Here is a 17,186-nt window from a genome sequence, read left to right as displayed (position 1 = left end):
TGGTAATTCGTCGGGAGGTGGGGCTCAGCTCAGGTGAAGAGCGCCTTGCGGACGGCATCCTCGAAGCCGCTGACGTGGCTCCGCGCCAGGTCGGCGGCCCGTGCCTCGTCGCCGTCGATCACTGCGCCGAGCAGGTCCAGGTGCTCATGCACGTGGCGGGAAAGATCGGGAAGGCGGTCCAGCACCATGCACCAGATGCGGGTGGCGAGATTGTCGTACCGGATCAGGACGTCTTCAAGGTGGGGATTGGCCGCAGCTGCGTAGATGCCTTGATGGACGCGGGCATCCAGGCGCAGGGTTTCGACGACGGGGGCCGCATCGGTATCGAAGGCTTCAACAGCCCGCATCACTTCCCGCAACTGCTCCCGCTGCTGCTCCGTGGCCACCCGGGCGGCACGGGACGCTGCGAGCGGTTCAAGCTGTGTCCGGATTTCTGAAATGAAAGCAAGATCGGTCACCTCCACGCGGGTGGCAAAGGTGCCCCTGCGTGGATACGAAACCACCAGGCGGTCGAGCTCAAGCCGCTTCAGAGCTTCCCGGACCGGAGTCCGGCCCATGCCGAGGTCCTTGGCGAGGTGGTCGTCGTTAAGTAGATCGCCGGGTTTGATCTCAAGCATCAGCAGCCGGTCACGGATGCGCTCGTACGCCACGTCCGCCAACGACTTCCTGACCGCATCTTCCACGATCGCCACTGCTTCAACTGCCATAACCCGGACCCCTTTCAATTCAGCCGAACAGGCTATTGACCTCGCCCACTGACCAGTATACGCTGATTCCCAACCCTAATATATCAGTTCATCATCTGAGAATATATCTAACGGGAAGACATCCTAAGGAGGAGACATGACCCTAGTGGCAACAGACTCATCAACCAGCACGCTGACTCAGGACGGCCCCCGCGTGAAGGACAATGCCCAGAAGTTCGTACTCACACTGTCGTGCGTCGAACGTGCCGGTATTGTCCAGGCGGTCACCACTTTCCTCTTCGAACGTGGCTTCAACATCGAGGAGCACCAGCAGTTCGACGACGGGCTCCGCGAGACGCTGCACCTGCGCACCGCATTCTCGGGTTCCCCCGAGTTCACACCGGAGCGGCTCCAGGAGGAGTTCAGCGCCATTGCGGACCGCTTCGAGATGAAGTTCAGCTTCCATGACCAGACCAAGCAGCGCATCCTGGTCATGGTGTCCAAGTTCGGCCACTGCCTGAACGACCTGCTGTTCCGCTGGCGCGGCGGAAGCCTCGGCGGCGACATCGCCCTTATCGTTTCCAACCATGAAACCCACCGGGCCATGGCCGAGGCCGCCGGTCTCCCCTTCATCTATCTCCCGGTAACCCCTGAGACAAAGTCAGACGCCGAGCGGCGCCTGCTGGAACTGGTGGACGAGCACAACATCGATCTCGTCGTGCTCGCCCGGTACATGCAGGTACTGTCCGATGACCTCTGCCGCTCCCTGGAGGGCCGGGCCATTAACATCCACCACTCCTTCCTCCCGGGGTTCAAGGGCGCACGCCCCTACCACCAGGCCTACGACCGTGGCGTCAAGCTGGTGGGCGCAACCGCCCACTATGTGACCGCCGAACTCGATGAGGGGCCAATCATCGAACAGGAAGTCATCCGGGTCGATCACAGCTACGGACCGAACGCCCTTTCAACAGTCGGAGCGGACGCCGAAGCACTGGCACTCTCCCGCGCCGTGCGGTGGCACTGCGAACACCGGGTGCTGCTGGACCAGACCAGCACCGTAGTGTTCCGCTAAGCACCGCCACCCGCCCAGCACAGACAACACCCGAAAATCAGCAGGAGAAACCACATGGCATCGACGCCAAGCATTGTCATTATCGGAGCTGGAATCGTCGGCACAAACCTGGCCGATGAACTGGTCACCCGGGGTTGGAACAACATCACCGTCCTGGACCAGGGACCGCTGAACATGCCCGGCGGCTCCACGTCCCACGCACCCGGACTTGTCTTCCAGACCAACGCTTCAAAATCCATGGCGCTCTTCGCCAAGTACACGGTTGAGAAGCTTTTGTCCCTGACCGAGGACGGCGTCAGCTGCTTCAACCAGGTGGGCGGCCTCGAGATCGCCACCACCGAGACACGCCTCGCGGATCTGAAGCGGAAGCTCGGCTACGCCGCCGCGTGGGGTATCGAGGGCAAGATCCTTACCCGTGCCGAGTGCAAGGAGCTTTACCCGCTCCTGAACGAGGAAGACGTCCTGGGCGGTCTCCACGTTCCCAGCGACGGCCTGGCCCGTGCTGCCCGCGCAGTCCAGCTGCTGATCAAGCGCACGGAAGCCGCGGGCGTCAAGTACCTGGGCAACACCACGGTGACGGGCATCGAGCAGTCCGGCCGCCGGGTCACCGGCGTCGAGACTTCCGAGGGCACTATCCCTGCCGACATCGTGGTCTCCTGCGCCGGCTTCTGGGGCGCCAAGATCGGCGAAATGATCGGGATGTCAGTCCCGCTCCTGCCGCTGGCCCACCAGTACGTCAAAACCACTCCGGTGCCCGCACAGAAGGGCAAGAACGAACTGCCCAACGACGCATCCCTGCCCATCCTGCGGCACCAGGACCAGGACCTCTACTACCGCGAGCACGGCGAGCGTTACGGCATCGGTTCCTACGCCCACCGCCCCATGCCCGTGGACCTTGACGAACTGGGCACGTTCGCACCCGAGACCATCAGCGACCACAACATGCCCTCCCGCCTCGACTTCACCCTGGAGGACTTCCTCCCGGCGTGGGAGGCCACCAAGCAGATCCTGCCGGCCCTGCGCGAAAGCGAAATCGAAGACGGCTTCAACGGCATCTTCTCCTTCACCCCCGACGGCGGATCCCTGGTGGGTGAGTCCAAGGAGCTGGACGGCTTCTTCGTCGCCGAAGCCGTGTGGGTCACCCACTCGGCCGGCATCGCCCGCGCCGTTGCCGAATTGCTGACCACCGGAAAGTCGGAGATCGATCTGGGCGATTGCGATATCCACCGCTTCGAAGAGGTCCAGCTGACCCCCGAATACGTCAGCGAGACGTCACAGCAGAACTTCGTGGAAATCTACGATGTCATGCACCCGCTCCAGCCCAAGCTTTCCCCCCGCAACCTCCGCGTCAGCCCGTTCCACGCACGCCACAAGCAGCTGGGCGGCTACTTCCTGGAGGGCGGCGGATGGGAGCGTCCGTACTGGTTCGAAGCCAACGCCGAACTGCTCAAGGAGATGCCTGACGAATGGCAGCCGCCGGCACGTGACGCCTGGTCCGGGATGTTCAGCTCGCCCATCGCCGCCGCCGAAGCCTGGAAGACCCGCACCGCGGTGGCCATGTACGACATGACTCCGCTCAAGCGCCTTGAGGTCTCCGGCCCCGGAGCCATGAAGCTGCTGCAGGAGCTGACCACCGCGGACATGACCAAGAAGCCGGGCGCCGTCACCTACACCCTCCTGCTGGACCACGCCGGCGGGATCCGAAGCGATATCACCGTGGCCCGCCTGAACGAAGACACCTTCCAGCTCGGAGCCAACGGAAACATCGACACGGCCTACTTTGAGCGGGCCGCACGCCACCAGACGGAAAACGGTACCGCCAGCGACTGGGTCCAGGTGCGCGACACCACCGGCGGCACCTGCTGCATCGGCCTGTGGGGACCCCTCGCCCGGGACCTCATCAGCACGGTCAGCAGCGACGACTTCTCCAACGACGGACTCAAGTACTTCCGCGCCAAGGAAGTAGTCATCGGCGGCGTCAAAGTCACGGCGATGCGCCTGTCCTACGTCGGCGAGCTGGGCTGGGAACTGTACACCAGCGCGGACAACGGCCAGCGCCTGTGGGACGCACTGTGGAAGGCAGGGCAGCCGTTCGGCGTGATCGCTGCCGGCCGCGCCGCGTTCAGCTCGCTGCGCCTGGAAAAGGGCTACCGTTCGTGGGGCACCGACATGACCACCGAGCATGACCCCCTCGAAGCGGGACTCGGTTTCGCCGTGAAGATGACCAAGGAAGACTTCGTCGGCAAGGCAGCACTTGAAGGCCGGACCGAGGAAAACTCCGCCCGCCGCCTGCGCTGCCTGACGGTCGACGACGGCCGCAGCATCGTCCTGGGCAAGGAACCGGTCTTCTATAAGGACCAGGCAGTCGGCTACGTCACCAGTGCCGCCTACGGTTACACGGTGGCCAAACCGATCGCCTACGCGTACCTTCCGGCTGCTGTGTCCATTGGTGACTCGGTCGAGATCGAGTACTTCGGCCGGCGCATCCAGGCCACCGTCACCGCAGATCCGCTGTACGACCCCACGATGTCCAGGCTCCGCGGCTAACCACCCGCCAGACCGCTCAAGGGCACGCGGCCCGGACTCATTCTTTCGCAACCAGAGTCCGGGCCGCTGCTTTTCCATGGCCCGCCCCATCCCCGGGTCAGCCGGGCAGAGCTTCAGCACAGGAAGACACATGATCAGTTCAGAGACAATAAACGATTACCTCGCCAGGCTTGCCTCCCGCGAACCCACCCCGGGTGGCGGCGCTGCCGCGGCACTCCACGCCGCCCAGGGAGCGGCACTTGTGGCCATGGTGGCCCGGTATACCACCGGCGCGAAATACGAGCAGCACGCCGAACCCGTCGCCAGGATCATCAGCAGCGCCGACGGGCTGGTGGCACAGGCCCTGCTCCTCGCGGACGCCGACCAGCACGCGTTCCAAGGCGTCATTGATGCGTACAAGCTCCCGGCAGGTACTGACGGCCTCAAAGCCGCCCGGACAGCGTCCATCCAGGACGCGCTCGTCCAGGCCGCGAAAACACCGGCTGACCTGATCCTCGTCGCCGGCGCCGTGGTGGATCTTGCCACGGAGCTGTTCGAGGTGGCCAACGCCAACGTGATCAGCGACATCGCCGCCGCCGTCGACGCAGCCCGGGCGGCCGCCACCACTGCACGGGTCAACATCGACATCAATGTGGTGGCCATCAAGGACACCGAAACACGTTCCCGTCTGGCCGAGAAGACCGATGGCCTTGAGGACAAGGTCATCCTGGCAGCCGACTCGCTCGTGAAGCGCGTGCGCGAAAGGATCCTCAGTTGAGCACCACACTCCTCTCTGGACGAAACCTGGCAAAGCTCATTCAGCAGAAGGCCCACGATGAAGCCCGGGACCTCGAATCTGACGGCCTACGCCCCACCCTTGCAGTGGTTGTGGCCACCAACGACGGCTCCACGCACTGGTATGTGAGGTCCATCGAACGTGCCGCAGAAAGCGCGGGCATCAATTGCCGGATCGTGGACCTGGGCCAGGACGCGACAGGTCAGGTCCTGGCTTCAGTCCTGAAAGACCTCAGCGCCGAGCCGTCCGTCAACGGCATCATCCTGCAGACGCCCTTGCCTCCCGGCGTCGATGCAGATGCGCTGGTGGGGCACATCGCCCCTTGGAAGGACATCGACGGCGCGAATCCCCTGAGCCTTGGCCGCCTGGCCGTCGGCCAGCCCTCGTTCGCCCCTGCCACCGCACAGGCCGTCACCGAGATCCTTGACCACTTCGACATCCCGGTGGCCGGCCGGAACGTCGTGGTCATTGGACGTTCCGCCGTCGTCGGAAAACCGCTGTCCCTGCTGCTGCTCGAACGCGACGCCACCGTCACCGTCTGCCACTCCAGGTCAGGGGCGCTGGAGAAATACACCAAAACGGCCGACGTCGTGGTGGTCGCCGCCGGGCGCACCGGCCTGCTGAACGGCAGCCACATTTCGTCCGGGGCCGTAGTGATCGACGTCGGCACCAACGTCCTTTCGGACGGGTCCCTCGTGGGGGATGTGGACGAAGCCAGCGTCCGGGGCATCGCCGGGGCGCTGACACCCGTTCCGGGTGGCGTCGGCTCGGTCACCACATCCCTGCTTCTGCTGCACACCACCGAGGCGGCGCGGGAACAGTCGCGTGCCTTGGTCCGGGGAGCAGCCGGGTAATCCACGGCAGGGAACCCTGCTTCGCCTAGGCCCGTTTATTGTCTCCGCGCCCGTGCGGATCCCTGTGATCCGGACGGGCTCGGACGCACGTCCCGACAAGGGGGCTAGCAGTGTCCCGCCGAGGGGCTACAGGACGGCCCTGATGAGGTTCTCGAAGTCCGTCACATGCTTGGTGGTCAACCGTGCCGCAGCTTCGGAATCCCCTTCCGCGATGCACTCAAGCAGCTCAATGTGCTGGGCAATATGTTCGGACACCGGAGGAAGCTTCTCCAGGACAAGGCTCCAGATCCGCGTCGCCAGGTTGTCGTACCGGATCAGGACATCCTCAAGGTGCCTGCTCCCGGTGGCCCGGTAGATCATCCGGTGGACCCGCATGTCCAGGCGCATCAGGTCCTGCTGGGAGTGCATTTCCGGCAGTAGATCCCCGACTTCCCTGGCAAATTCCCTGATCTCCCGCCGGAGCTGCGGTGATGCCATCCGGGCAGCCCGCGCTGCGGCCGCAGGCTCCAGGAGCTGCCGGATTTCTGAGATTTCAGCCAGATCCGTGATGTCCACCCCTGCGGCGAATGTTCCGCGGCGGGGATACGCCACCACCAGATGGTCGCTCTCGAGGCGCTTCATGGCTTCCCGGATTGGCGTCCTCCCCACTCCGAGCCGCCTGGAGATCACTTCGTCGTTCAATGGTTCGCCAGGCTTGATGTCCAAAACAATCAGCTCATCGCAGAGCACCCTGTAGGCGAAGTCGGCGAAGGACTCGTCCTCCTGCCGCGTTGACAGGAAGGATCCCCCAGCACCCGACGGTAGTTCTCCAGCGCTTGCCATATCCAAGTCTCCTCCCGATGCACGGCTGAGCCTTGACGCGAAGGCCTCCTGTACATAGTATTCCTAGAACTGATATATCAATATACTATCAAAAAAATGTCACCCGCCGGTAGGTACCAGTTGGAGAAGATCACATGGCTTCAAAAGCCCCCAAGCAGAATATCGATGAGTCAAAGCTGACTCTGACGAAGCCCAAGACGACTGCAGTCGGCCTTCCGGCCGTAGCAAACGCATTGAAGATTTCCCTTGAGCAGATGGGCCCGCTGCGCAGCATCCAGACACTCCTGGCCGTCAACCAGGTCGACGGCTTTGACTGCATGGGCTGCGCCTGGCCCGAACATGAAAAGCGCAATGCTGCGGAGTTCTGCGAGAACGGCGCCAAAGCGGTGGCCGAAGAAGGCACGCGCCGCCGCGTCACGCCTGAATTCTTCGCGCAACACTCCATCGCGGACCTGAAGACCCGGGACGACTACTGGCTGGGCCAGCAGGGCCGGCTGACGCATCCGATGCTCCTCGACGAAGGCGGAACCCACTACAAGCCCATCGAATGGGACGACGCTTATGAGCTGATCGCCCAGGAGATCAGGGACATGGAGCACCCCGACCAGTCGGTCTTCTACACGTCCGGGCGGACATCGAACGAGGCAGCCTTCGCCTACCAGCTCCTCGTTCGCGGCATAGGGACGAACAACCTGCCCGACTGCTCCAACATGTGCCACGAATCGTCCGGATCGGCCCTGGTCGAAACGATCGGCATCGGCAAAGGCTCCGTCAGCCTCACGGACCTGGAGACGGCGTCGCTGATTTTCGTGGCGGGGCAAAATCCCGGCACCAACCACCCGCGCATGCTCAGCGCGCTGGAGAAGGCGAAGAAGAATGGCGCCGTCATCATCTCCGTAAATCCACTCCCCGAAGCCGGGCTCCTGCGGTTCGAAAATCCGCAGCACCTTTCCGGCATGGTGGTGGGCACACAGCTGACCGACGACTTCCTGCAAATCCGCGCCGGCGGCGATCAGGCCCTCTTCCAGGGGCTAGGCAAATACCTTCTCGAAGCCGAAGCGCAGGGGCGCAAAACCCCCGGCCTCTCCACCGTGCTGGACCATGAATTCATCAAGGACCACACCGTTGGAATCGACGAATACCTGCGCTACCTCGAAAAGGCGGAATGGGACGACATCGTCGAAGCCACCGGACTGACACTGGAGCAGATCAGGTCCACCGGCGAGCGCCTCCTGGCCTCGAGCGCCACGATCGTCTGCTGGGCCATGGGCCTGACCCAGCACAAGCACTCGGTTCCCACCCTGCGCGACGTGGTCAACGTTCTGCTTCTCCAAGGCAACATCGGCAAGCCCGGAGCCGGCGTCTGCCCCGTCCGCGGCCACTCCAATGTCCAGGGTGACCGGACCATGGGCATTTTCGAGAAGATGCCGGAGAGCTTCCACGACCGGCTTGACCACGAGTTCCAGTTCCTCTCCCCCAGGGCGCATGGCTTCGACACCGTGGCCGCCATCCGCGCCATGCGGGACGGCAAGGTGCGCGTCTTCATCGGCATGGGCGGCAACTTCGTGCGGGCGGCCCCGGATTCCGAGGTCACCGAACAGGCGCTGGCCAACACCCGCCTGACGGTGCAGATCTCCACGAAACTGAACCATTCCCACGTATCGACGGGCCGACGTGCGCTGATTCTGCCGACGCTGGGACGCACCGAGAAAGACACCCAGCGCACCGGCGACCAGAGGGTGACCGTGGAGGACTCCATGAGTGCGGTCCACGCCTCGCGCGGACGCCTTAAGCCCGCAAGCGAGCACCTGCACTCCGAGGTGGCCATTGTGTGCAACATTGCCCACAGGATCTTTACCGGCAGCGGGAACCTCCCGCTGCCCGGGACCCCCAAAGCCGACTGGCTCGCCATGAAGGACGACTACTCCATCATCCGGAAACACATCGAAGCGGTCCTCAGCGGCTTCGAGAACTTCGAGGAGCGGATCAAGAACCCCGGCGGGTTCGTCCTTCCCCACCCACCCCGGGACGCCAGGAAGTTCGATACCGCTTCGGGCAAGGCCCACTTCACCGGCAACGAACTGGAATTCATCAGGGTCCCTTCGGGACGGCTCGTCCTCCAGACCCTGCGCTCCCATGACCAGTACAACACCACCATCTACGGCAAGGACGATCGCTACCGCGGCATCCACGGCGGGCGCCGGGTAGTCATGGTCAACGCGGACGACATTACTGCGTTGGGCTTCGCGGACGGGGACATGGTCCATCTCATCTCCGAATTCCAAGGGACCGAACGACGCGCCGAAAACTTCCGCATCGTGGCCTACTCGACGCCCAGGGGTTGCGCGGCGGCCTACTACCCGGAAACCAACGTCCTCGTGCCGCTTGACTCCGTGGCCGACACCAGCGGCACGCCAACCTCCAAGTCCGTCATCGTGCGGCTTGAACGGGCCGAAGCATGAGTTCCGTCCTGACGACGGAAGCAGCCGTCACCAACGGGGTGGACGGGCCGAGGGTGGAACGGGCTGTCCGCGAATACCTTCTGGCCATCGGGGAGGACCCCGACAGGCCGGGACTGGCCGATACCCCGGCCCGCGTTGCCCGCGCCGCCGCGGAAATGTTCGGCGGGCTCCATGAAGATCCCGCTGCCGTCCTGGAGCGGACCTTCGACCTCGGCCACGGTGAAATGGTCATCGTCAAGGACATCCCGTTCTATTCCACCTGCGAGCATCACCTGGTGCCGTTCCATGGCGTGGCGCACGTAGGCTACATCCCGTCCGCCGAGGGACTCGTGACCGGCCTCAGCAAGCTGGCCAGGCTGGTGGACGTCTTTGCGCGAAGGCCGCAGGTCCAGGAGAGGCTCACCACCCAGGTGGTCGAGGCACTAGTTACGTCGCTGCGGCCGCTGGGGGCAATTGTGGTGATCGAGTGCGAGCACCTGTGCATGTCCATGCGGGGCGTCCGCAAGCCCGGGGCAAAAACCATCACGTCCGCAGTGCGCGGTGAGCTGCGCCTGCCGGCCGCCCGCGCCGAGGCGCTGAGCCTCATCCACGGCCGCTGAGAAACCTCTGGACATGCCCCCGTGGCTGCCATACGATGTAACTGATATATCTATAGTGAGTAACTAAAAATATCAGTCTCGGCGATGCTGTCCCGTTCCCGTAAAGGGTGCTTCGATGGCCTGAACCTGGGGAGGTATCCCCATCGAAGCACCGCTTTCGGGCAACGGGGCAGCGCAGCCCTATCACTAGGAAGGGGCACCCTTGCTGGCCCAAGATACCGCCACCAGCGGCGGCGGCAGTCCGGAGTTGCGCTCTGCACGGCGTCCATCCGGACATCCGTCCCCCACCTGGCTCGAAGCCCGGCAACTGGCCTTCGATTGCGCGGTCCCCCTCGAGCCCGTGGAGGTTCCCCTCGCATTGGCAGCAGGCCACACGCTTACCCGCACCGTGGCCGCCCTGCAGGAACTGCCCCATTACGACTCTTCTGCCATGGACGGCTGGGCCATCAACGGCGGCGGTCCATGGATCCTTGCCGGCCACGAACCCTTTTTGCGCCCCGGAACGGCCAGCGTCATAGCCACCGGCGGACTGGTACCTGTTGGCGCCCAGTCGATACTCCGCAAGGAAAGTGGCCAGATCCACCCAGACGCCGGCGGCAACCCTCTCCTGCGGCTCACTGACAACGCCAAGGAAAGCGAGCCGGGCCTGGGCCAACACATTCGTCCTGCAGGCGAGGAAGCTGCTGCCGGCGAGGTGCTGATCCCCGCCGGAACAACACTGAACCCGGGCCACATTGCCCTCGCCGCCGTGGCCGGCCACGACAACCTGCAGGTGCAGGCCAAGCCGGTGGTCGGCATCGTCTTGACCGGTTCCGAAGTGGTCACGTCAGGCGTTCCGGAACCAGGACATGTCAGGGACACTTTTGGTCCGCAGCTGGGGACGGTGATTTCCCTTCTGGGGGGCACACCTGCCGGCCCCCTGCGGATCGGGGATTCCTACCCTGAGTGGCTCGCGGCACTCGGCGGTTCTGACGCGTTCCCGGGGCGGATGCCGGACGTGACCATAACCACTGGCGGAACCGGATGTTCCGGCACAGATCATTTTCGCGCCGCCGTCGCTGATCTTGGAGGAGCGCTGCTGCTGGATGGCATCGCCATGCGGCCGGGCCACCCGGCAGTCCTGGCCGGGCTCCCGTACGGCCGCTTCGTCGTCGGGCTGCCCGGTAACCCACTGGCAGCAATGATGGCTCTTATCACTATGGGTGCACCGCTGCTGGAGGCGCTCGGAGGAAGGCCCCTGAGCGCCGTTGGACAGGTGACCTCCGCGGCTGACGTTGATCCAAGCCCCGGGCGTACGCGCCTGATTCCCTGCACGTTCATCGAGGGGCTTGCGTTCCCCGCCTCGCACACGGGGCCCGGCATGATGCGTGGACTGGCCTGGGCCGACGGCGTCATGGCCGTTCCCCCTGCCGGGGTCCAGGCCGGCGAGCCGGTTCCTGTGCTCCCCCTCCCTTGGACGAAGGCCAACGAAACAATCCTTTCCACCACCAACCGGGCACGGAGCACCGCATGGCCCGCATGACGCAGCGCCGCAAGATCCACCGCTTCCACGTGGACGGCCCCGGCACCGAATACCACGTGCGGTTCAAGGAAGACGTACTCGCCGCTGAGGAGCCCCTGGAAATCCGGATCGGCGGCCGCTCCTTCGCTGTCACCATGAGGACCCCGGGGGACGATTTTGACCTGGTGGCCGGGTTCCTGGTCTCGGAAGGCATCATCAGCTCCCCCTCCGAGCTGGTATCGCTGCGCTTTTGCACCGGCGATGCCGGGGCAGAACAGACATATAACGTGGTCGAAGCCCAGCTGAGGCCGGATGTACCCATGCCTGACACCATGCGGCATGTCTACACCTCAAGCTCCTGCGGCATCTGCGGGACAGACTCGATCGACTCGGTCCGCAAGACCCTTCCCTTCGACCCTGCACAGGACACGCTGCAGATCCCGGTGGATGTCCTCGCCGAACTGCCGGACCGGCTTCGCGAGGCCCAGGCAGTGTTCGACAAAACGGGCGGCGTCCATGCGGCCGGCCTGTTCAAGGTGGACGGCGCCAGCACTGAATTGCTTTGTCTCCGGGAGGATGTCGGACGCCATAACGCTGTTGACAAAGTGGTGGGATGGGCGCTGCGCCAAGACCTGTTGCCTCTGACCGGCACCGTCCTGCAGGTGTCCGGTCGCGCGTCCTTCGAACTTGTCCAAAAGGCCGCCATGGCCGGCATTCCCGTCCTGTCCGCGGTGAGCGCACCCTCAAGCCTGGCCGCCGATCTCGCCGCCGAGACCGGAGTGACGCTGGTTGGATTCAGCCGGGGGCACAGCCTGAACGTCTATGCCGGCCGCGAGAGGCTGGGGGGTCCGCAGAAGGTGGGCCGCGAGGAAACCTATGCCACGCTTTGACGTCGTCCTCGCCGAACTCAGCGATGTCCCCATCTCGGTGGACCGGGCCACAGCCGCCGTCCAGGGCGACGAAGCCGGGGCCGTGGTCAGCTTCAGCGGAGTGGTCCGGAACCACGATGACGGCATGGCCGTCAGCAGATTAAGCTACTCGGCGCACCCCACGGCAAATCGCATCCTGGCCGACGTCGTGGCGGAACTGGTCGCGGAGCATGCCGGGAAGGCCGGCAAGCCGGTCCGCATCTGGGCCGCCCACCGCGTCGGGATGCTGGAGGTGGGTGATCCTGCACTGGTCTGTGCCGTGTCAGCAGCCCACCGAGGCCAGGCGTTTGAGGTGTGCTCACAGCTTGTGGACCGCATCAAGGCCCGTGTGCCGATCTGGAAGGAGCAATTCTTCGCAGACGGCACCGTGGAATGGGTCGGCGCAGGCCAACAACTTCCTTCTGAACCTTCCTTCTGAACGTCCCTCACAAGTAATCGAGTAATAGGAGAACAATTGACTGTCATTTCAACCACCCAGTCAGGTGCGCCGGTCACGTCCGACGCGCATTCCCAGGCCGTCGGCGCCGACGGTGCCATCATCCTCACTGATCACTACCTGATCGAAAAGCTTGCCCAGTTCAACCGGGAGCGGGTGCCGGAGCGTGTGGTGCATGCCAAGGGCGGCGGCGCGTTCGGTACGTTCAGGACCACCACGGATGTCTCCAAGTACACCAAGGCCGCGTTCCTGCAGCCCGGTGTTGAGACCGAGATGCTGATCCGGTTCTCCTCGGTCGCCGGTGAGGCCGGTTCCCCGGACACCTGGCGCGATCCCCGCGGTTTCGCCGTGAAGTTCTACACCTCCGAGGGCAACTACGACCTCGTGGGCAACAACACCCCGGTCTTCTTCATCCGCGACGGCATCAAGTTCCCGGACTTCATCCACTCCCAGAAGCGCCTCCCGGGCACGCACCTGCGCGACGCAGACATGCAGTGGGACTTCTGGACCCTGTCCCCCGAGTCCGCACACCAGGTCACCTGGCTCATGGGCGACCGCGGCCTGCCGGCTTCCTGGCGGGAAATGCAGGGCTACGGCTCGCACACCTACCAGTGGATCAACGCCGAGGGCGAGCGTTTCTGGGTCAAGTACCACTTCAAATCCAACCAGGGCGTCAAGTCCATCACCGGTGACCAGGCCGAAGAACTCGCCGGCTCGGACGCGGACTTCTACATCCGCGACCTCTCCGAAAACATCGCTGCCGGGAACTTCCCGTCCTGGGAACTGCACGTCCAGGTCATGCCCTACGAGGACGCCAAAACCTACCGCTTCAACCCCTTCGACCTCACCAAGGTCTGGCCGCACGCGGACTACCCGCTGATCCACGTCGGCACCATGGAACTGACCCGGAACCCGGAGAACTACTTCGCGCAGATCGAACAGGCCACCTTCGCGCCCTCGAACTTCGTCCCGGGCATCGCCGCCTCACCGGACAAGATGCTGCAGGCCCGCATCTTCTCCTACGCCGACGCACACCGCTACCGCGTGGGCACCAACCACGCCCAGCTCCCCGTGAACCTGCCCAAAAACCAGGTCAACAACTACAGCCAGGACGGCGCCGGGCGGTACCACTTCAACGCACCCTCTGTCCCGGTGTACGCCCCCAACTCGGTGGGTGGCCCGGCAGCCCTTGAGCCTGCCTCCCCCGCCGGTGGCTGGGAGAACGACGGCGAGCTCACGCTCTCCGCGCACTCGCTCCACGCCGAGGACGGCGACTTCGGCCAGGCCGGCACCCTCTACCGCGAGGTGTTCGACGACGGCGCCAAGGCCCGCCTGCTGGACACCATCACCGGTGCTGTCGGCGGTGTGAAGACCCCTGAGATCAAGGAACGCGCCATCCAGTACTGGACCAACGTCGACGCCGAACTCGGCGCCAAACTCCGCGCCAACCTCGGCGCGGCTCCCGCCGCCGACTCCGACGCCGAAGCAGCCAACAAAATCGGCTAACCCCTCTGTCCGGCCTTCGAGCCAGCACATGCGACACCCCGCCACGGTTATCCGTGGCGGGGTGTCCTGCATTGCCGCGCCTGGTGCCGATTGGGGGCCTTGCGGCAGTGTCGGTCTAGGATGAACCAAGATGAGCCGGAAGGTTGGCTGGAACCTCCCTCCGGGCCAGCCCACCCTGCATGGACGACGACACGAGGCATGATGGCCGCACGCAATGACCCGGACATGGGCAAGAACCCGGATGCGCAGGCTGGAGGCGTCCAATCGGTGGACCGCGCCCTTCAGATCCTGGAAATCCTGGCCCGCGAAGGCGACGCCGGCGTCAGTGAAATCGCCGAGGAGATGGGCATACACAAGTCCACTGTGTCCAGGCTGGTGGGATCCTTGGTCGGGCGCGAGCTGGTCCGGCAGAACAGCGAACGTGGAAAGTACCAGCTGGGATTTGGCATCCTGCGCCTTGCATCGTCCATCCCGGGCCGGTTGAGCGTTGTTCGGGAAGCCAGGGAGGTCCTTGAGAGCCTCGCAGCGGCATATAAGGAAACGGTCAACCTCGCCGTGCTGCGATCGAATTTTGCCGTCAACGTGGACCAGGCCATGGGACCCTCCACGCTGGCAACGTATGACTGGGTGGGCAGCCTGACACCACTGCATGCCACGTCCAGTGGAAAAGTGCTCCTCGCGGCCCTGACTGCCGACGAAAGGGACGCCATCTTCAAGACGGTCGGCCTGCCTGCCCGCACGCCACGTACCATCACCAACCGTTCGGAGCTGGAGAAGCAGCTGCTGGAGGTCGCCCGCAATGGCTATGCCGTAGTTCACGAGGAGTTTGAGATCGGGCTGACGGCCGTTGCGGTACCGATCTACAACCACCTGGGACAGGTCATCGCCGCGGTGAGTATTTCAGGCCCCGCCTTCCGGTTCACGCCGGAAGAGCAGCCCGGGCTTATTGACGGCCTCAAGGATGCCGGCCTGGCCATCAGCACAAAGATGGGTTACAGACGCCGGTAGGCCCCGCCCACCTCGGGACTCCGGGCAAGGGCAGGCAGCACGGGCGCCGGGAGGCCGGCGGGCGATGTTCCAACGACAGCAGGCGTCTCCCCATCTCCCCTCTCAGCGGCTTATTACGCAACGACAATCGCGATATGCAACAGAGTGACGTATCGCACGTTGTGTGTCAAGACTCCCGGGAAATCAGCCAAAACCCTTGACATCCATTATCAACGGGCGCAATCTGTTGCTTACTGCGATTGCCGTTGAGTAATGCGGAACGATCCCGTCCAAACCCACGTGGCGCACGAGTGCAGATTGTCGACGGCAACACCATGATCATCGAATCGGACGAGGCCCCCAACCTTCCGCCCGGGCCGCCCGTTTAGGTCCTGTTTTAACCGTTAGCCCATTATTCGCCGAGCAAAGGATTCGCTCATGGCTATTAGCCGTGACTTACAACTCTCCACCCCCGAGGAGTCGGCTGCCGAGGACTCTTTGGCAGCAATTCCCCCCAACGGAAAACGCGGAAGAACGCGGAACACCACAACAGCCATTGATGTCCCCACGGACGAAGACAACAACCCTGCTGTCCTGGATCCGGAGGACGGAGGCGCAGAGGGCCTGCCGGATTCAGAAGAGTACGAACAGATCCTGGAAGAGCTCCGCACCGCCAAAACCGAGCAGGCCGTTTCGGCACGCCGGAACATCAAACTCACCCTGGACAAGGTCACGTTCGGAATCACCGGCGCGATCGCCATCGCCTTTGTGATCTGGGGCTTTACCGGCCGCGACAGCCTCGCGACCTCCTCCACGGTGGCCCTGAACTGGGTCATGGAATACACCGGCTGGCTGTTCATGCTCCTGGCCTCGCTCTTCGTGGTCTTTGTCCTCTGGCTGGCCTTGGGCAAATTCGGCAACATCCCGCTGGGCAAAGACGGCGAAAAACCCGAATTCCGGACCGTCTCCTGGGTCTCGATGATGTTCGCCGCCGGCATGGGCATCGGACTGATGTTCTACGGAGTGGCCGAACCGCTCTACCACTACATCTCTCCCCCGCCCGGAACCGTGAACGGCCGCACCCCCGAAGCCATCCAGACCGCCATGGCCACCTCCATCTTCCACTGGACACTGCACCCCTGGGCCATGTACGCAGTGGTAGGCATCGCCATGGCCTACGGCACCTACCGCCTGGGCCGCAGGCAACTGATCTCCATCGCCTTCACCTCCCTCTTCGGCGTCAGGAGGGTCGAAGGGCCCATCGGGAAATTCATCAACATCCTGGCCATCTTCGCCACCCTCTTCGGCACCGCCGCATCCCTGGGCCTGGGCGCCCTGCAGATCGGCTCCGGCATGACCTCCAACGGCTGGTTCGGCGAAATCGGCACCCCCGTGCTCGTGGCCATCGTCGCCGTCCTGACCCTCTGCTTCGTCGCATCGGCCGTCTCCGGCATCAGCCGCGGCATCCAATGGCTCTCCAACATCAACATGGTCCTGGCCGTCGTCCTCGCACTCATCGTCTTCATCGCCGGCCCCACCCTGTTCATCCTGAACCTGATCCCCTCCGCCGTCGGCGACTACGCCCGCGACCTCGCCGAAATGTCATCCCGCACCGAAGCAGTCGGCGACGACGCCCTCCGCAGCTGGATGACCAGCTGGACCATCTTCTACTGGGCCTGGTGGATCTCCTGGACGCCCTTCGTCGGACTCTTCATCGCCCGCATCAGCCGCGGCCGCACCATCCGCCAGTTCGTCACCGGCGTCCTCCTCGTTCCCAGCGTCGTCAGCGTCATCTGGTTCGGCATCTTCGGCGGAGCCGCCTTCCACGTCCAGCAGGAAGCCGACAAAGCAGGCACACCCGGGCTCGTCACAACAACCAACGGAGTACCCTCCGTGAACTTCGACGGCGCCCTCTTCGACCTGGTCAAAAACCTCGGCATGCCCGGCTGGCTCACCGCCGCCGTCATCGTCCTGGCCATGGTCCTGGTCGCAATCTTCTTCATCACCGGC

General features: G+C 64.1%; 14 protein-coding genes. 12 read left to right on the top strand and 2 right to left on the bottom strand.

Annotated elements, in window-relative coordinates; translation table 11 throughout:
• Positions 1-29: 29 nt before the first annotated feature.
• Positions 30-707 carry a GntR family transcriptional regulator gene (locus ACS5PJ_RS19075; protein ID WP_439436437.1) on the bottom strand — a complete coding sequence of 226 codons (678 nt, stop codon included), beginning with the start codon at positions 705-707 and terminating at the stop codon, positions 30-32.
• 136 nt (positions 708-843) lie between these two features.
• On the opposite strand from ACS5PJ_RS19075, the gene purU reads away from it, so the two are divergent.
• From purU to ACS5PJ_RS19055, 4 genes are all read left to right on the top strand, one after another.
• On the top strand, positions 844-1,758 hold the full coding sequence (purU, locus tag ACS5PJ_RS19070; RefSeq protein WP_439436436.1) for a formyltetrahydrofolate deformylase: 915 nt from the start codon (positions 844-846) through the stop codon (positions 1,756-1,758).
• A gap of 54 nt (positions 1,759-1,812) precedes the next feature.
• Positions 1,813-4,305 (top strand): GcvT family protein, encoded by a 2,493-nt coding sequence (locus ACS5PJ_RS19065; protein WP_439436435.1) that lies wholly within the window; start codon positions 1,813-1,815, stop codon positions 4,303-4,305.
• Positions 4,306-4,435: 130 nt separating this feature from the next.
• Positions 4,436-5,062 carry a cyclodeaminase/cyclohydrolase family protein gene (locus ACS5PJ_RS19060; RefSeq protein WP_439436434.1) on the top strand — a complete coding sequence of 209 codons (627 nt, stop codon included), beginning with the start codon at positions 4,436-4,438 and terminating at the stop codon, positions 5,060-5,062.
• Positions 5,059-5,934, top strand: a complete 876-nt coding sequence (locus ACS5PJ_RS19055) for a bifunctional 5,10-methylenetetrahydrofolate dehydrogenase/5,10-methenyltetrahydrofolate cyclohydrolase (RefSeq protein WP_439436433.1) — start codon at positions 5,059-5,061, stop codon at positions 5,932-5,934. The genes ACS5PJ_RS19060 and ACS5PJ_RS19055 overlap by 4 nt, the downstream gene beginning before the upstream one ends.
• Before the next feature lie 126 nt (positions 5,935-6,060).
• Here ACS5PJ_RS19055 and ACS5PJ_RS19050 read toward each other — a convergent pair whose 3' ends face one another.
• Complete coding sequence (locus ACS5PJ_RS19050) at positions 6,061-6,756, bottom strand: GntR family transcriptional regulator (protein WP_439436432.1); 696 nt, start codon at positions 6,754-6,756, stop codon at positions 6,061-6,063.
• A 134-nt stretch (positions 6,757-6,890) separates the two neighbouring features.
• Between ACS5PJ_RS19050 and ACS5PJ_RS19045 the strand changes: the two genes are divergently transcribed.
• The 8 genes from ACS5PJ_RS19045 to ACS5PJ_RS19010 all read left to right on the top strand — a co-directional run.
• Positions 6,891-9,218, top strand: coding sequence for an FdhF/YdeP family oxidoreductase (locus ACS5PJ_RS19045; protein ID WP_439436431.1), 2,328 nt, complete (start codon positions 6,891-6,893; stop codon positions 9,216-9,218).
• Entirely contained in the window at positions 9,215-9,817 is a 603-nt protein-coding gene (gene folE, locus ACS5PJ_RS19040) for a GTP cyclohydrolase I FolE (RefSeq protein WP_439436430.1), read from the top strand. Before ACS5PJ_RS19045 ends, folE begins: the two co-directional genes overlap by 4 nt.
• 202 nt (positions 9,818-10,019) lie before the next feature.
• Positions 10,020-11,339 (top strand): molybdopterin molybdotransferase MoeA, encoded by a 1,320-nt coding sequence (locus tag ACS5PJ_RS19035; RefSeq protein WP_439436429.1) that lies wholly within the window; start codon positions 10,020-10,022, stop codon positions 11,337-11,339.
• A complete protein-coding gene (gene fdhD / locus ACS5PJ_RS19030; RefSeq protein WP_439436428.1) occupies positions 11,327-12,208 on the top strand; it encodes a formate dehydrogenase accessory sulfurtransferase FdhD in 882 nt (293 codons plus the stop codon). Before ACS5PJ_RS19035 ends, fdhD begins: the two co-directional genes overlap by 13 nt.
• Positions 12,195-12,665 carry a molybdenum cofactor biosynthesis protein MoaE gene (locus ACS5PJ_RS19025; protein ID WP_439436427.1) on the top strand — a complete coding sequence of 157 codons (471 nt, stop codon included), beginning with the start codon at positions 12,195-12,197 and terminating at the stop codon, positions 12,663-12,665. Before fdhD ends, ACS5PJ_RS19025 begins: the two co-directional genes overlap by 14 nt.
• Positions 12,666-12,701: 36 nt before the next feature.
• Positions 12,702-14,189, top strand: a complete 1,488-nt coding sequence (locus ACS5PJ_RS19020; protein ID WP_439436426.1) for a catalase — start codon at positions 12,702-12,704, stop codon at positions 14,187-14,189.
• Positions 14,190-14,390: 201 nt separating this feature from the next.
• A complete protein-coding gene (locus ACS5PJ_RS19015; protein WP_439436515.1) occupies positions 14,391-15,197 on the top strand; it encodes an IclR family transcriptional regulator in 807 nt (268 codons plus the stop codon).
• Between the two features lie 417 nt (positions 15,198-15,614).
• The coding region (locus ACS5PJ_RS19010; protein WP_439436425.1) for a BCCT family transporter at positions 15,615-17,186 on the top strand (1,572 nt) is incomplete at its 3' end.

Origin of the sequence: Pseudarthrobacter cremeus, from assembly GCF_051857465.1 — a bacterium.
Classification (GTDB): domain Bacteria; phylum Actinomycetota; class Actinomycetes; order Actinomycetales; family Micrococcaceae; genus Arthrobacter.
This window is presented reverse-complemented; position numbering and strand designations above follow the sequence as displayed.

Coding starts and splice junctions, on each gene's coding strand:
- ACS5PJ_RS19075 (WP_439436437.1), bottom strand. CDS start 707: ATGGCAGTTGAAGCAGTGGCGATCGTGGAAGATGCGGTCAGGAAGTCG.
- purU (WP_439436436.1), top strand. CDS start 844: ATGACCCTAGTGGCAACAGACTCATCAACCAGCACGCTGACTCAGGAC.
- ACS5PJ_RS19065 (WP_439436435.1), top strand. CDS start 1,813: ATGGCATCGACGCCAAGCATTGTCATTATCGGAGCTGGAATCGTCGGC.
- ACS5PJ_RS19060 (WP_439436434.1), top strand. CDS start 4,436: ATGATCAGTTCAGAGACAATAAACGATTACCTCGCCAGGCTTGCCTCC.
- ACS5PJ_RS19050 (WP_439436432.1), bottom strand. CDS start 6,756: ATGGCAAGCGCTGGAGAACTACCGTCGGGTGCTGGGGGATCCTTCCTG.
- ACS5PJ_RS19045 (WP_439436431.1), top strand. CDS start 6,891: ATGGCTTCAAAAGCCCCCAAGCAGAATATCGATGAGTCAAAGCTGACT.
- folE (WP_439436430.1), top strand. CDS start 9,215: ATGAGTTCCGTCCTGACGACGGAAGCAGCCGTCACCAACGGGGTGGAC.
- fdhD (WP_439436428.1), top strand. CDS start 11,327: ATGGCCCGCATGACGCAGCGCCGCAAGATCCACCGCTTCCACGTGGAC.
- ACS5PJ_RS19025 (WP_439436427.1), top strand. CDS start 12,195: ATGCCACGCTTTGACGTCGTCCTCGCCGAACTCAGCGATGTCCCCATC.
- ACS5PJ_RS19015 (WP_439436515.1), top strand. CDS start 14,391: ATGGCCGCACGCAATGACCCGGACATGGGCAAGAACCCGGATGCGCAG.